Source organism: Pseudomonas entomophila, assembly GCF_013523125.1.
Lineage (GTDB): Bacteria > Pseudomonadota > Gammaproteobacteria > Pseudomonadales > Pseudomonadaceae > Aquipseudomonas > Aquipseudomonas entomophila_B.
The window spans coordinates 152,263-166,210 of record NZ_JAAMQJ010000003.1; the positions used below are offsets into that span (position 1 = coordinate 152,263).

A 13,948-nucleotide genomic window follows, 5' to 3' on the forward strand; every position below is an offset into this window, starting at 1 on the left:
CACGTGGCAGGCCGATGTTCAGCCCTTTGTGGGCGCGGGTAAGCCCGTTCCCACAGGCGGCACCAGGACGACGGCTGGGCTTCCCTGGGGTGGACTTCGTTGATCGGCGTCAAGCGCACGGCTCACCGCTTTTTCCTCATGCCTTGAACTCCCCGGAATCGTCCTTATCTTACAAGAGCCCCGTCACAGCGCTGTGCCAGTATCGTGGACATCCGCCACTTTCCTCACCATCGTTTCCGGGTAGAATGCTCGTTCGCATGCGGCCTCCGGCTGCACGGGCGACTTCACGGGGCCGCCCTCCATCCCCACGTGTGGAAGATCCTGCCGATATGTTTGCGCCTTTGTTAAAAAAACTTTTTGGAAGCAAGAACGAGCGTGAAGTCAAACGCATGCTCAAGACGGTGAACACCGTCAATGCCTTCGAAGAGAAGATGGTGGCCTTGTCCGATGAGCAACTGCGTGCCAAGACCGCAGAGTTCAAGGAGCGCTTGGCCAAAGGCGAGACGCTCGACCAGTTGCTGCCCGAAGCGTTCGCCGTGGCCCGTGAGGCCGGCAAGCGTGTCATGGGCATGCGTCACTTCGATGTCCAGCTGATCGGCGGCATGACGCTGCACGAAGGCATGATCGCCGAGATGCGCACCGGTGAGGGCAAGACCCTGGTCGGTACCCTGGCCGTCTACCTCAACGCACTGTCCGGCAAGGGCGTGCACGTGGTCACGGTCAACGACTACCTGGCGGGCCGCGACGCCAACTGGATGCGTCCGCTGTACGAATTCCTCGGCCTGACCGTGGGTATCGTCTCGGCCTTCCAGCCGCCGGAAGACAAGCGCGCCGCCTACGCCGCCGACATCACCTACGGCACCAACAACGAATTCGGCTTCGACTACCTGCGCGACAACATGGCGTTCAGCCAGGACGAGAAATTCCAGCGCGAACTCAACTTCGCCGTGATCGACGAAGTCGACTCGATCCTCATCGACGAAGCCCGTACCCCGCTGATCATCTCCGGCCAGGCCGAAGACAGCTCCAAGCTGTACATCGAGATCAACCGCCTGATCCCGCGCCTGACCCAGCACATCGAGGAAGTCGAAGGCCAGGTGACCCAGGAAGGCCACTACACCATCGACGAGAAGACCCGTCAGGTCGAACTCAACGAGGCCGGGCACCAGTTCATCGAAGAGATGCTCACCCAGTCCGGCCTACTGGCCGAGGGCGAGAGCCTGTACTCGGCGCACAACCTGGGCCTGCTGACCCACGTGTACGCCGGTCTGCGCGCGCACAAGCTGTTCCACCGCAACGTCGAGTACATCGTGCAGGACGGCCAGGTGCTGCTGATCGACGAGCACACCGGCCGCACCATGCCGGGCCGTCGCCTGTCCGAGGGCCTGCACCAGGCCATCGAGGCCAAGGAAAACCTCAACATCCAGGCCGAGAGCCAGACCCTGGCATCGACCACCTTCCAGAACTACTTCCGTCTCTACACCAAGCTGTCGGGCATGACCGGCACCGCCGACACCGAGGCGTTCGAGTTCGCCCAGATCTACAACCTCAACGTGATGGTCATCCCGCCGAACAAGCCGTTGGCGCGCAAGGACTTCAACGACCTGGTGTACCTGACCGCCGACGAGAAGTACGCCGCGATCATCGCCGACATCAAGGAAAGCATGGCCCAGGGCCGTCCGGTGCTGGTCGGTACCGCGACCATCGAGACGTCCGAGCACATGGCCAACCTGCTGGTCAAGGAAGGCATCGAGCACAAGGTGCTCAACGCCAAGTACCACGAGAAGGAAGCCGAGATCATCGCCCAGGCGGGTCGTCCCGGCGCGCTGACCATCGCCACCAACATGGCCGGTCGTGGTACCGACATCCTGCTGGGCGGCAACTGGGAAGCCGAAGTCGCCGCACTGGACAACCCGACCGCCGAGCAGATCGCCCAGATCAAGGCCGACTGGCAGAAGCGTCACCAGCAAGTGCTGGAAGCCGGTGGCCTGCACGTGATCGCCTCCGAGCGTCACGAATCGCGCCGGATCGACAACCAGCTGCGTGGCCGTGCCGGCCGTCAGGGCGACGCCGGTTCCAGCCGCTTCTACCTGTCGCTCGAAGACAGCCTGATGCGCATCTTCGCCTCCGACCGCGTGAAGAACTTCATGAAGGCCCTGGGCATGCAGTCCGGCGAGGCCATCGAACACCGCATGGTCACCAACGCCATCGAGAAGGCCCAGCGCAAGGTCGAAGGCCGCAACTTCGACATCCGCAAGCAGTTGCTCGAATACGACGACGTCGCCAACGAGCAGCGCAAGGTGATCTACCACATGCGCAACAGCCTGCTGGCGGCCGAGAACATCGGCGAAACCATCACCGCGTTCCGCCAGGAAGTGCTCGATGCCACCATCAGCCAGCACATCCCGCCGCAGTCGCTGCCCGAGCAGTGGGACGTGGCCGGTCTGGAAGCGGCGCTGGCCAGCGATTTCGCGATCAAGCTGCCGATCCAGCAGTGGCTCGACGACGACGAGCGCCTGTACGAAGAGACCCTGCGCGAGAAGCTGCTGAGCGAGATCACCACCGCCTACCACGAGAAGGAAGACCAGGCCGGTGCCGAGGCGCTGCGCTCGTTCGAGAAGCAGATCGTGCTGCGCGTGCTGGACGACCTGTGGAAGGACCACCTGTCGACCATGGACCACCTGCGTCACGGCATCCACCTGCGCGGTTATGCGCAGAAGAACCCCAAGCAGGAATACAAGCGCGAGTCCTTCACCCTGTTCCAGGAACTGCTCGACTCGATCAAGCGCGACGCCATCCGTGTGCTCTCGCACGTTCAGGTGCGCCGCGAAGACCCTGCCGAGGAAGAGGCGCGTCTGCGCCGCGATGCCGAGGAGTTGGCCAGCCGCATGCACTTCGAGCACGCCGAGGCGCCAGGTCTGGAAGAGCAGCCGGTCGTGGAAGGCGAGGCTGCCGATACTGCCGTCGCCACCGCGCCCGTGCGCAATGACCAGAAACTGGGTCGCAACGAGCCGTGCTGGTGTGGTTCGGGCAAGAAGTTCAAGCATTGCCATGGCCAGATCGACTGATCGGTCCTGACCCCGCGATACCCCGCTACTGAACACTGCGCCGCGCCGGTTTCGACCGTCGCGGCGTTGTTCCTTCTGCTGCTTCGCCTTACTCTGTGCGATCTATCTACCTAGGAGCGCTTACATGGCTGTTGGTCTTGGTCCCCTGCCTACCTTGCACCCGGTTCCCGGTTTCGAACTTGGCATCGCTTCGGCGGGCATCAAGCGTCCCGGACGCAAGGATGTGGTCGTCATGCGCTGCGCCGAAGGCGCCAGCGTGGCCGGTGTGTTCACCCTCAACGCGTTCTGCGCCGCGCCGGTCATCCTGGCCAAGCAGCGCGTGCAGGGCTCCGTGCGCTACCTGCTGACCAACACCGGCAACGCCAACGCTGGCACGGGCGCGCCGGGCCTGGCGGCTGCCGAGCGCACCTGTGCGACCCTGGCCGACCTGGCGGGTGTCGACGCCAGTGCGGTGCTGCCGTTCTCCACGGGCGTCATCGGCGAACCCCTGCCGGTGGAAAAGATCGAAGGCGCCTTGCAGGCCGCGCTGGATGACCTGTCGGAAGACAACTGGGCCGACGCCGCCACGGGCATCATGACCACCGACACCTTGCCCAAGGGCGCCAGCCGCCAGTTCCAGCACGCGGGCGTCACCGTCACCGTGACCGGCATCAGCAAGGGCGCGGGCATGATCCGCCCGAACATGGCCACCATGCTCGGCTACATCGCCACCGACGCCAAGGTCGCCCCAGGCGTGCTGAAGGACCTGATGCTCGACGGCGCCAACAAGTCGTTCAACCGCATCACCATCGACGGCGACACCTCGACCAACGACTGCTGCATGCTGATCGCCACCGGCAAGGCCGACCTGCCGGAAATCACCGAGGCCAGCGGTGCGCTGTTCGAGGCGTTGAAGGCCGCCGTGTTCGAGGTGTGCATGGAGGTGGCCCAGGCCATCGTCCGTGACGGCGAAGGCGCGACCAAGTTCGTCACCGTGCAGGTCAATGGCGGTGGCAACCACCAGGAGTGCCTGGATGTCGGGTATGCCGTGGCGCATTCGCCGTTGATCAAGACCGCGCTGTTCGCCTCCGACCCCAACTGGGGCCGTATCCTGGCGGCCGTGGGCCGTGCCGGTGTGCCGGAACTCGACGTCAGCCTGATCGACGTGTACCTGGGTGACGTGTGCATCGCCAGCCAGGGCGGGCGCAGCCCGAGCTACACGGAAGAGCAGGGCGCTGCGGTCATGGCGCAGGAAGAGATCACCATCCGCATCGACCTGGGCCGTGGCGCGTGCAGCGAAACGATCTGGACCACCGACCTGTCCCACGAGTACGTGAAGATCAACGCCGAATACCGGACCTGATCGATCGTCCTTCGCCCGCCGCCGCCCGTGATCCACGAGCGCGGCGACGGGCATCGGGCCTGTGGCCCGTCTGCCTCATCGTCTGCGATATCCCAGGGAGTTCCCCATGCGCCATCACCTGATCCTCGGCCTCGCGCCGTACGCGTCCTCTTCGCGTTCATCGCTGGCCTGTCGTTCAACGTCTTGCGCGGACTTCGCCTCGCGCGATGCCCGGCACCGTGAGGAGGGCGCGCGATGAAGCGGATCCATGTCGCCGCAGCAGTCGTCCGTGGCCAGGATGGGCGCATCCTGATCGCTCGACGCGCCGATACCCAGCACCAGGGGGGATTGTGGGAGTTTCCTGGTGGCAAGGTCGAGGAGGGAGAGGACGTCAGTACCGCACTGGCCCGTGAGCTGCACGAGGAGCTGGGCATTCACGTGGTGCATGCCCAACCGTTGATCAAGGTGCGTCACGATTACCCCGACAAGCAGATTCTGCTCGATGTGCACGAGGTGATGGCATTCGAAGGCGAGCCCCATGGTGCCGAAGGTCAGCCTGTGGCCTGGGTCGCGCCCAGGGCGCTGGGCGACTACGCCTTTCCCGAGGCCAACAAGCCGATCGTCGCCGCCGCACGCCTTCCCGAGCAGTACCTGATCACGCCCGATGGGCTCGACGTGCCAGCGTTGCTGCGAGGCATCCGCCAGGCCGTGGCCCAGGGCTGCAAGCTCATCCAGCTGCGCGCCCCGGACCTGTACGACCCCAAGTACCGTGACGTGGCGGTGGATGCCATCGGGCTGTGCGCAGGCAAGGCGCAGCTCATGCTCAAGGGGCCGCTGGAGTGGCTGGGCGACTTCCCCTCGGCTGGCTGGCATCTGACCGCACAGCAGTTGCGAAAGTACGCGGCCAAGGGCCGACCGTTCCCGGTCGACCGCTGGCTGGCGGCGTCTTGTCACGATGAAGAGGAGCTGAGCCTGGCGCGGCAGATGGGTGTGGATTTCGTAACGCTTTCACCCGTGCAGGCGACCCAGACCCACCCTGAGGCGACACCGCTGGGGTGGGAGACCGCTGAACGGCTCATCGACGGATGTGGGCAGCCAGTGTTTCTGCTCGGAGGCGTAGGGCCGCAGGACAGTGCGCGCGCACGTATGATCGGGGCACAGGGCGTGGCGGGCATTCGGGCGTTCTGGCCGGCGGATTGAAGACACGCCTGCAGGCGGTGCAGGTGCTCTACGGGCGGCGGTTTGTGCTGACAGAGGGTGTGGGCCCTGCGGGCCCAATCGCGGCACTGGGGCCGCTCCCACAGGTGACCGCGATAGCCTGCAACCCCGCGGTGGGACTACGGGTGTAGGAGCGGCCCCCGTGCCGCGATTGGGCCTGAAAGGCCCACAGAACCCTCAACACGGCGCCCGCTTCGCCGCCTGCCACAACACCTCGTCCACCCCCTGGCGGCGCCCGATGATCCGCGCGGCCACGAACAGCAGGTCCGACAGCCGGTTCACATAGGCCAACCCCACCCCGGCCAGCGGCTCCACCTGGTTGAGCTGCTGGCAACGCCGCTCGGCCGTGCGCGCCAGGCTGCGGCACACATGGGCCTGGGCCACCAGCGCCGAGCCGCCGGGCAGGATGAAGTTCTCCAAGGGTCCCAGCTCCTCGTTCCAGCGATCGATCGCCGCCTCCAGCCGCTCGACCTCGACAGCGTCCAGGGCCTGGTAGCTGGGCATCGCCAACTCGCCCCCCAGGTCGAACAGCCGGTGCTGACAAGGCGCCAGTACCGCGCTCACCTCGTCCAGGCCGGCTTCGGCCAGCCCGGCCAGCAACAGGCCGAGCTGGCTGTTCAGGCTGTCCACCTCGCCGATGGCCTCGATACGCGGGTGATCTTTGGGCACCCGGCGGCCATCGCCCAGCCCCGTCTCGCCCTTGTCGCCAGTGCGTGTGTAGATCTTGGAAAGCCGAAAGCCCATGTCATGATTCCTCGGTGTCCACAGGCAGCGCTGGCGTGTCCAAGGGGAGCCGCAGCGTGAAGCAGGTCCCCTGGCCGGGTGCCGAGTGCACTTCCATCTGCCCTTTGTGGTTGTTGGTGATGATGAAGTAGGACACGGACAGCCCCAACCCGGTGCCCTGGCCGATCTCCTTGGTGGTGAAGAACGGCTCGAAAGTGCGCTTGCGCACGGCCTCGGGCATGCCGACGCCATTGTCCTCGACGTGGATTTCCGCCCAAGGCGGGTTGAGCCGGGTGCGCACGGTGATTCGTCCAGGCTCGCCGTCGTCGGGCCGCTGGTGGATCGCCTGCGCGGCATTCTTCAGCAGGTTGAGCAGCACCTGCTCCAGCTCGTTCGCCGTGCACGGCACCGGCCCCAGCTCGGGGTCGAACTGGCGCACGATCGACTGGCCCTTGAAGTCGAAGCCGATGGTCAGGTCGAAATCGTTGCCGGCGATTTCCACGGCCTGGTCGATCAAGGCCGCCAGGTCGCATGGCACCAGCTGTCGATCGCTGCGGCGGCTGAAATTGAGCATGTGCGTGACGATCTTGGCGGCGCGGCCACCGGCTTGCTGGATGCCATCGAGCAACGATGGAATGTCCCGGGCTGCCAGGTAGCGGTTGATGTCGGCCAGGTCCAGCTGCAGCGTCTCGGCCTGTTCCAGGTTGCGTGGCAGCTCGGGGGAGAGGCGGCGGCGGATGTTCTGCACGTTGTGCACGATCGCCCCGAGCGGATTGTTGATCTCGTGCGCCATGCCAGCGGCCAGGGCACCTACCGACAGCATCTTCTCGGACTGCACCATCATCTCTTCCAGCGACAGCCGCTGGGTGATGTCGTCGATCCGGATCACCACGCCACGACCACCGCCACCGGTCAGTGGGTAGAACGTCAGGGCGTAGTGGCGCGGCTCGTCGTGCTTGGGCCAGGTGACCCGTTCGATCTTCTCCACCCGGTGCTGCTGCACGCTGGCCCTGAGCTGCGACAGGAACGGCTTGAGCGGCTCGAAGGCGAGAAACACCGGCTGGTTCAGCGCCTCCTCCAGGCGCGTGCCGGAGAGGGCGGTGGCTTCCTGGTTCCACTGGGTCACGTAGAGCTGTTCGTCGAGCGCGATCAGTGCCGAAGGCATCGAGTCGATGATGCTGTTGAGGTAGTTCTGAAACCCCGTGAGCTTCTTTTCGATCTTGCTGCGCACCTGGACTTCCAGCTCCAGCTTGCGGTTGGTGTGGCGGGTTTCCTCGGCCAGCCCCTGGGCCTGGTCGAAAGCCGACTGGAACTCGTCGCGGGCGCGCTTGAGCTGCTGCTCGCGCGCCTCGATGCGCGAGAGCATGGTGTTAAAGGCCTGGGCCAGGCTGCCGATCTCATCGTCGTTGCCGGGCTGGGCGCGCAGGGCGTAGCTCTCTTCGCGGGTGACCTGGCGGCTGAGCTCTTCGAGCTGATGAATCGGTTGGGTGACCAGGCGCTTGATCTGTCGCGCCACCATCAGCCAGAGCAGGATGCTGAACACCAGGATGCCCAGGCTGGCGGTCAAGGTACCGGTGTAGAAAGCCATGGGCAGTTCGCTGCTGGCTACCAGCAGCAGGTGCGACGGTGGGCTGCCGGGGCGCGGCAGGCGGATCAGTTGCGTGCTGCGAAACTCGGTCAGGCGCCAGGCCTCGATGTTGCGGTAGCGCTTGGGCAGGGTCAGCGATTCGCCGTGCTGGATCTGCGCCAGCAGGCGTCCGTCGCTGCCGTAGATCGCGCCTGCGCGTAGCGGCGCGTAGTCGTGCAGCGTCTCGAGCAGGGCAGAGGCAGAGGCGGGCGACTCACCGGCACGCGCCGCCAGTTGGGGGTTGGCGACCAGCCGGCCGATGGTCTGCAGGGCCTGGGGCGCCATGCTTTCCTGGGTGATCCAGTAGGCCGCGCTGATGAAGGTCAGGTTGGCGACCACCAGAATGGTCACCAACAGGACCAGCAAGGCCGCCAGCAGTTTCTGCCCGACCGGGAGGTTTTCCAGGCGTTGGCGCAAGGTCATGAGCGTGGCACTGTCCGTCAAGGTGGAGGGCGGGCCGTCAGTCAGTGGGCAGGCCGCGCGCCGTGAGGGTATCGACCAGGCGTTGCTGCAGGCGTTCCAGGCGCGGCACCCGCAGCCCATGGTGCGCCGCCTTGCGGCAGGCATGACCAAGCAGGTAACGGTGCTCGGTCCGGCGTCCCTGCTGGACGTCCTGGTGCATCGAAGAGTAGTTGGTGGCGGTCGCGTCGATCACCTGTTCGACCGCCTGCAGCAGACCATGGGCAGCCTCTGGCCGACCACAGCGCTCGAGCAGGGCAGTGAGCTCTTCGCACAACGCTGCCACCTCGTCGGCGTGCTGGCGCAATGCGCCGTTGCGGCAGTCCAGCAGCACCGTCAGCGGGTTGATCGCGCAATTGAGCGCCAGCTTGCGCCATAGCTGCCCGAGGATGTCATCGCTCCACTGCGCCGGGATGCCCGCCTGCCGCAGCTCGTCGAACCAGACCGGCAGCGTCGGATCGGCGGGGTCGCCCAGCCAGTTGGACCCCTGGCCGGCGAAACGTACCTGCCAGGGCGCTTCACGAAAGGCGCCTTCGGTGCTGGAGGCGAACAGACAACGCGCCTGGCCAGCCTGCGCGACCGCCTCGTCCTGACTGCCCAGGCCGTTCTGCAGCAGGATCAGGTCGGCGCCAGGGGCCAGGCGCGGCTTGAGTCGGCGCACGGCCTCGGCCACATCGTAGGCCTTGCAGGCCAGGACCAGACGGTGGATCGGTTCATCGTGGTCGGGCGTCTGCGCCGGGATGGCGTGGCGCGTCGAGCACGCGCCTTCGACCAGCGTGAGGCCACCAGCCGCCCGATAGGCGGCCAGGCGACCGGCGTCGCGCACGATCAACCGGACCGGCTTGGCGGCCCGTGCCAACCGGCAGGCCCACAAGGTACCCAGGCTGCCCGCGCCGAGAATGTGCCAGGTGCTGCTCATCTGCGTTTCACAACCCGTTATAATCAGCGCACATTTTACCCCTCAATCCCCACGCGCTCCATCGTCGGTCTCGACGCGAGGGGCGCCTACATCTGGAGAGCAGCATGCCGTCGTTCGACGTGGTATCGGAACTGGACAAGCACGAGGTGCACAACGCGGTCGACAACGCCATCAAGGAACTCGATCGCCGCTACGACCTCAAGGGCAAAGGCAACTTCGAGTTCAAGGAAAAGGACAAGACCGTCGTGCTGACGGCCGAAGCCGAGTTCCAGCTCGAAGCGATGGTCGAGATTCTTCGCCTGGCGCTGGTCAAGCGCAAGATCGACGTCAAGTGCCTGGAGGTCAAGGACGCCTATCCGTCCGGCAAGGAGATGAAACAGGAAGCGATCTTCCGCGAAGGCATCGACAAGGAACTGGCCAAGAAGATCGTCGCCAAGGTCAAGGACGCCAAGCTCAAGGTGCAGGCGGCCATTCAAGGCGAGCAGGTGCGCATCACCGGCAAGAAGCGCGACGACCTGCAGGAGGCCATCGCCACCCTGCGCGGCATGGACTTCGACATGCCCCTGCAATTCAACAACTTCCGCGATTGATGGCCGGCCGGGCCGGAACCTTGCCCGCCTGACACAGTCCACCGCTTCCCGAGGCCGCCGATCCAGGCGGCCTGTTTTTGTGTTCCTGCCGCTCTATTCCGGGAGACGTAGATGGATTTGAACGCCGAAGTGGACCATCTGGTTCGCACCTCGCAAAGCTGGATTCCCCTGATCCTGCAATACAGCGGCCGCCTGCTGCTGGCCCTGGTGACGCTGGCGATCGGCTGGTGGATCGTCAACCGCCTGAGCGCCCGTCTGGGCAAGCTGGTCGGCCTGCGCCACTCCGATCCGGCGCTGCAAGGGTTCATCAGTACCTTGGCCAACATCATCCTCAAGATCCTGCTGTTCGTCAGCGTGGCCTCGATGATCGGCATCGAGACCACCTCCTTCGTCGCCGCCATCGGTGCCGCGGGCCTGGCCATCGGCCTGGCGTTGCAAGGCAGCCTGGCGAACTTCGCCGGTGGCGTGCTGATCCTGCTGTTCCGTCCTTTCCGCCTGGGCGACTGGATCGAAGCGCAAGGCGTCAGCGGGACCGTCGACACCATCCAGATCTTCCACACCGTGCTGCGCACCGGTGACAACAAGACCGTGATCGTGCCCAACGGCAGCCTGTCCAACGGCATCATCACCAACTACAACCGTCAGCCGACGCGCCAGGTGGTGTTCAACGTCGGAGTCGACTACGACGCCGACCTGCAGAAGGCCCGGCAGGTGCTGCTCGACCTGGCCAAGGACCCGCGTGTGCTGCCCGATCCGGCGCCTGCCGCCGTGGTGTCGGAGCTGGGCGACAGTTCGATCACCGTGTCGCTGCGGGTCTGGGTCAAGACGCCGGACTACTGGAGCCTGATGTTCATGCTCAACGAACAGACCCGCGATCGTCTGCGCGCCGAAGGCATCGACATCCCGTTCCCGCAGCGGGTGATCCGCGTGGTGCAGGAGCCGGTGGCGCAGTGAGCTTTGAGATTTGAGCGGCAAGCTGCAAGCTGCAAGCTGAACCAGGTGACTGACAGCTTGCCGCTCGAAGCTTGTAGCTTGTAGCTTGTAGCTTGTAGCTTGTAGCTTGTAGCTTGTAGCTTGTAGCTTGTAGCTTGTAGCTTGTAGCTTGTAGCTTGTAGCTTGTAGCTTGTAGCTTGTAGCTTGTAGCTTGTAGCCGGTGCCCCGCAGCCTGTAGCCTGCGCGCCACCTTCCTGCCTTCGAACCTCGTCATGACGCCTCTTCTGCACATCACCCCACGCCGCGCGCTGGCCTTCGGCCTGATCCTGGCGCTCTTCGAGCTCTTGACCTACCTGGCCAGCGATGCCGTCATGCCAGCCATGCCGGTGGTGGTCGCCGACCTCCAGGCCAGCCCTGACTACATTCCCCATGCGCTCAACCTGTACCTGCTCGGCGGGGTGGTGCTGCAATGGCTGATCGGCCCGTTGGCCGACCGTTATGGCCGGCGGCCCTTGCTGCTGAGTGGCTGCGCCTGCTTCGCCGTCGCCTGCCTGGCTACCTACTGGGTGCATGACATCGGCTTGTTCAATCTGCTGCGGCTGCTGCAGGGCATCGGCCTGGGCTTCGTCGTCACGGTCAGCTACCCCGCGCTGAACGAGGCGTTCAGCGAGGCCGACGCGGTGCGCATGATGGCATTGCTGGCCAATATCGCCTTGCTGTCGCCGCTACTAGGGCCATTGATCGGCACCCTGATGCTGCAATGGCTCGACTGGCGCTGGCTGTTCGTGGCTTTCGCTGCGGGCGCGGTGCTGACCTGGCTGGCGCTCTACCGACTGATGCCGGAAACCTTGGGCGTGGAGCGCCGCGATGGATCGCGCCTGCCGTTCACGCCGATCCATGTGCTGCCCTTGGTGCAAGGCTATGGGCGTTTACTGGCCAATGGCCGCTTCATCGCCGGCAGCGTGGCCCTGGGGCTGGTCAGCCTGCCGTTGATCGGCTGGATCGGCCTGTCGCCCGTGCTGCTGATCCACGACGAAGGACTCAGTACCCTGGCGTATGCGCTCTGGCAGCTTCCGGTCTTCGCCGGGCTGATCGGCGGCAACCTGATCATCAACCGCATCGCCGATCGCTACCCGCTGCACCGGCTGGTGCAAGGCGCACTGTGGCCGTACCTGGCCGGCCTGCTGGGCATGCTGCTGGCGACGGCTTGGTGGCCGAGCGTGCTCAGTCTCGTGATCGGGCTGACGGTCTACGCCTTGGGCCTCGGCGTGGCCAACGCCGTGCTGTACCGGCTGACGCTGTTCGCCAGCGATCAGAGCAAAGGGCTGGTGTCGGCGATGCTGGGCATGATCACCATCGCCTTGCTGGGGCTGGGGGGTGTGCTGATGGCCATGCTCGGGGCGGGTGCCAGTCTGCTGCACTTCGCCGTGATTGCCGGCGTGGCCGGCGCCTTGGCCCTGTGGCCATTGCGCCGGGTGATCCGCGACAGCCGTGGAGCGTTCGAGGGCGCCAGAGGCGAGCCTTCCGCGCTCTGATCAGGGCGTGTCGGTGGTCTGCGGTTCGCTCAGTGCCTGCTTGCCGCGGCCGACCTCCTGATGCCAGTGCAGGGCGATCAGGATCAGGGTCGGGACCCCGAGCAGGGCGGTGATCAGGAAGAAGTTGTGGTAGCCGAGCTTTTCCACCATGACCCCCGAATAACCGCCGATCAGGCGCGGAAGCAGCAGCATGATCGAGCTGAGCAGGGCGTACTGGGTGGCGGAGAACTTCAGGTTGGTGAGGCTCGACAGGTAGGCCACGAAGGCCGAGGTCGCCAGCCCCGAGCTGAAGTTGTCCAGCGAGATGGTCACCACCAGCATCTGCAGGTTCGGCCCCATGTCGGCCAGCATCAGGAACAGAATGTTGGTGGCCGCCGATGCCGCGCCGCCGATGAACAGGATCGGCAGGATGCCGAAGCGCACGATCAGCAGGCCGCCAGCGCCGGCGCCGACCAGGGTCATGATCAGGCCGAAGATCTTGCTCACGCTGGCGATCTGGTCCTTGGTGAAGCCCTGATCGATGTAGAACACGTTGGCCATCACGCCCATCACCGTGTCGGACATCCGGTAGGTGGCGATCAGCCCCAGCAGCAGCAACGCCTGCCAGCGGTAGCGCACGATGAAGTCGTTGATGGGCGTCAGCACCGGCGCCAGGCCGCGCCGGCCCATGGAGGACAGGCAGGCCCAGGTCAGGCTGGTGTAGAGGATCGCGCGCAGGAAGGCCCGGTCCTCGAGCAGCAGGTCCAGCGGCGTGGCGCTGCCGAAGACCATGCTGGCCCAGTCGGTGTTGAACAATTGCGTGAACATCGCCGGCACCGAGACCAGCAGGATGATCAGCACAAACACCGAGGCCAGCTGGTGGGTCAGGCCATAGCGCGCGGCCGACAGCTGGGTCTGCAAGGCGACCGGCGGTTCGCGCATGACCAGCGTGGTGAACACCGCCGGCAGCATGATCAGGCCGAACAGGACGTAAGTCCCGGTCCAGGCTTCGTGCAGGTAGCTGAAGCCGGTGGAGCCGAACCACTCGGCGAAGAATAGCGCGCCGGCGGTGGCGAGCAGGGCGGCAATGCGGTAGCCGGCCATGTAGCTGGCCGCCAGGGCCGCCTGACGCTGGTCGTCGGCGATCTCCAGACGGTAGGCGTCCACGGCGATGTCCTGGGTGGCCGAGGCAAAGGCCACCAGCACGGCCAGGGCGATCAGCCAGGAAAGATGCTTCTGTGGATCGCACAGCCCCATGCCGATCAGCCCGGCCATCACCAGGACCTGCGACAGCAACAGCCAGGAACGTCGTCGACCCAGCCGCCCGAGCACCGGCAGGCGCCATTGGTCGAGCAGCGGCGACCACACCCATTTGAACGCATACGCCAACCCGATCAGGCTGGCATAGCCGATCGTTTCCCGGGCCACACCGGCCTCGCGCAACCAGACCGACAGCGTCGAGAACACCAGCATGTACGGCAACCCGGCAGCGAATCCAAGCAGCAGTAGCACCAGCGTGGACGGGCTGGCATAGGCAGCGAGCGCAGCGCGCCAGGTTTTACGGGGCATGGAGCAA

General features: G+C 65.3%; 10 protein-coding genes. 6 read left to right on the top strand and 4 right to left on the bottom strand.

The genetic code is table 11. From position 1 onward, the window contains the following. The first annotated feature begins 329 nt into the window (after positions 1–329). The 3 genes from secA (at position 330) to G7007_RS03295 (ending at position 5,589) form a co-directional block, all read left to right on the top strand. Complete coding sequence (gene secA / locus G7007_RS03285) at positions 330–3,068, top strand: preprotein translocase subunit SecA (protein WP_181099002.1); 2,739 nt, start codon at positions 330–332, stop codon at positions 3,066–3,068. A 124-nt stretch (positions 3,069–3,192) separates the two neighbouring features. After that, positions 3,193–4,410, top strand: coding sequence for a bifunctional glutamate N-acetyltransferase/amino-acid acetyltransferase ArgJ (gene argJ / locus G7007_RS03290; protein WP_181099003.1), 1,218 nt, complete (start codon positions 3,193–3,195; stop codon positions 4,408–4,410). 234 nt (positions 4,411–4,644) lie between these two features. Continuing rightward, positions 4,645–5,589 carry a Nudix family hydrolase gene (locus G7007_RS03295; RefSeq protein ID WP_181099004.1) on the top strand — a complete coding sequence of 315 codons (945 nt, stop codon included), beginning with the start codon at positions 4,645–4,647 and terminating at the stop codon, positions 5,587–5,589. 195 nt (positions 5,590–5,784) lie between these two features. Here G7007_RS03295 and G7007_RS03300 read toward each other — a convergent pair whose 3' ends face one another. The 3 genes from G7007_RS03300 to G7007_RS03310 are packed head-to-tail and all read right to left on the bottom strand — an operon-like array spanning position 5,785 to position 9,335. Then, positions 5,785–6,351, bottom strand: coding sequence for a cob(I)yrinic acid a,c-diamide adenosyltransferase (locus tag G7007_RS03300; RefSeq protein WP_181099005.1), 567 nt, complete (start codon positions 6,349–6,351; stop codon positions 5,785–5,787). Between the two features lies 1 nt (position 6,352). Continuing rightward, positions 6,353–8,380, bottom strand: a complete 2,028-nt coding sequence (locus tag G7007_RS03305; protein WP_181099006.1) for a sensor histidine kinase — start codon at positions 8,378–8,380, stop codon at positions 6,353–6,355. 37 nt (positions 8,381–8,417) lie between these two features. Next, positions 8,418–9,335, bottom strand: a complete 918-nt coding sequence (locus G7007_RS03310) for a putative 2-dehydropantoate 2-reductase (protein WP_181099007.1) — start codon at positions 9,333–9,335, stop codon at positions 8,418–8,420. A gap of 104 nt (positions 9,336–9,439) precedes the next feature. Between G7007_RS03310 and G7007_RS03315 the strand changes: the two genes are divergently transcribed. From G7007_RS03315 to G7007_RS03325, 3 genes are all read left to right on the top strand, one after another. Continuing rightward, positions 9,440–9,925 (top strand): YajQ family cyclic di-GMP-binding protein, encoded by a 486-nt coding sequence (locus G7007_RS03315; protein ID WP_181099008.1) that lies wholly within the window; start codon positions 9,440–9,442, stop codon positions 9,923–9,925. 111 nt (positions 9,926–10,036) lie between these two features. Continuing rightward, positions 10,037–10,879: a mechanosensitive ion channel family protein gene (locus G7007_RS03320; RefSeq protein WP_181099009.1), complete on the top strand. Its 843-nt coding sequence runs from the start codon at positions 10,037–10,039 to the stop codon at positions 10,877–10,879. Between the two features lie 251 nt (positions 10,880–11,130). Continuing rightward, a complete protein-coding gene (locus G7007_RS03325; RefSeq protein ID WP_181099010.1) occupies positions 11,131–12,393 on the top strand; it encodes an MFS transporter in 1,263 nt (420 codons plus the stop codon). On the opposite strand, the gene G7007_RS03330 is transcribed toward G7007_RS03325, so the two are convergent. Beyond that, the gene (locus tag G7007_RS03330; protein ID WP_181099011.1) at positions 12,394–13,941 is read right to left on the bottom strand and encodes an AmpG family muropeptide MFS transporter; all 1,548 of its coding nucleotides are present in this window, start codon (positions 13,939–13,941) and stop codon (positions 12,394–12,396) included. Positions 13,942–13,948: the final 7 nt, after the last annotated feature.

Bases quoted from the DNA above. Each gene is read 5' to 3' on its own strand.
- secA (WP_181099002.1), top strand. From the start codon at position 330: ATGTTTGCGCCTTTGTTAAAAAAACTTTTTGGAAGCAAGAACGAGCGT.
- argJ (WP_181099003.1), top strand. From the start codon at position 3,193: ATGGCTGTTGGTCTTGGTCCCCTGCCTACCTTGCACCCGGTTCCCGGT.
- G7007_RS03295 (WP_181099004.1), top strand. From the start codon at position 4,645: ATGAAGCGGATCCATGTCGCCGCAGCAGTCGTCCGTGGCCAGGATGGG.
- G7007_RS03300 (WP_181099005.1), bottom strand. From the start codon at position 6,351: ATGGGCTTTCGGCTTTCCAAGATCTACACACGCACTGGCGACAAGGGC.
- G7007_RS03305 (WP_181099006.1), bottom strand. From the start codon at position 8,380: ATGACCTTGCGCCAACGCCTGGAAAACCTCCCGGTCGGGCAGAAACTG.
- G7007_RS03310 (WP_181099007.1), bottom strand. From the start codon at position 9,335: ATGAGCAGCACCTGGCACATTCTCGGCGCGGGCAGCCTGGGTACCTTG.
- G7007_RS03315 (WP_181099008.1), top strand. From the start codon at position 9,440: ATGCCGTCGTTCGACGTGGTATCGGAACTGGACAAGCACGAGGTGCAC.
- G7007_RS03320 (WP_181099009.1), top strand. From the start codon at position 10,037: ATGGATTTGAACGCCGAAGTGGACCATCTGGTTCGCACCTCGCAAAGC.
- G7007_RS03325 (WP_181099010.1), top strand. From the start codon at position 11,131: ATGACGCCTCTTCTGCACATCACCCCACGCCGCGCGCTGGCCTTCGGC.
- G7007_RS03330 (WP_181099011.1), bottom strand. From the start codon at position 13,941: ATGCCCCGTAAAACCTGGCGCGCTGCGCTCGCTGCCTATGCCAGCCCG.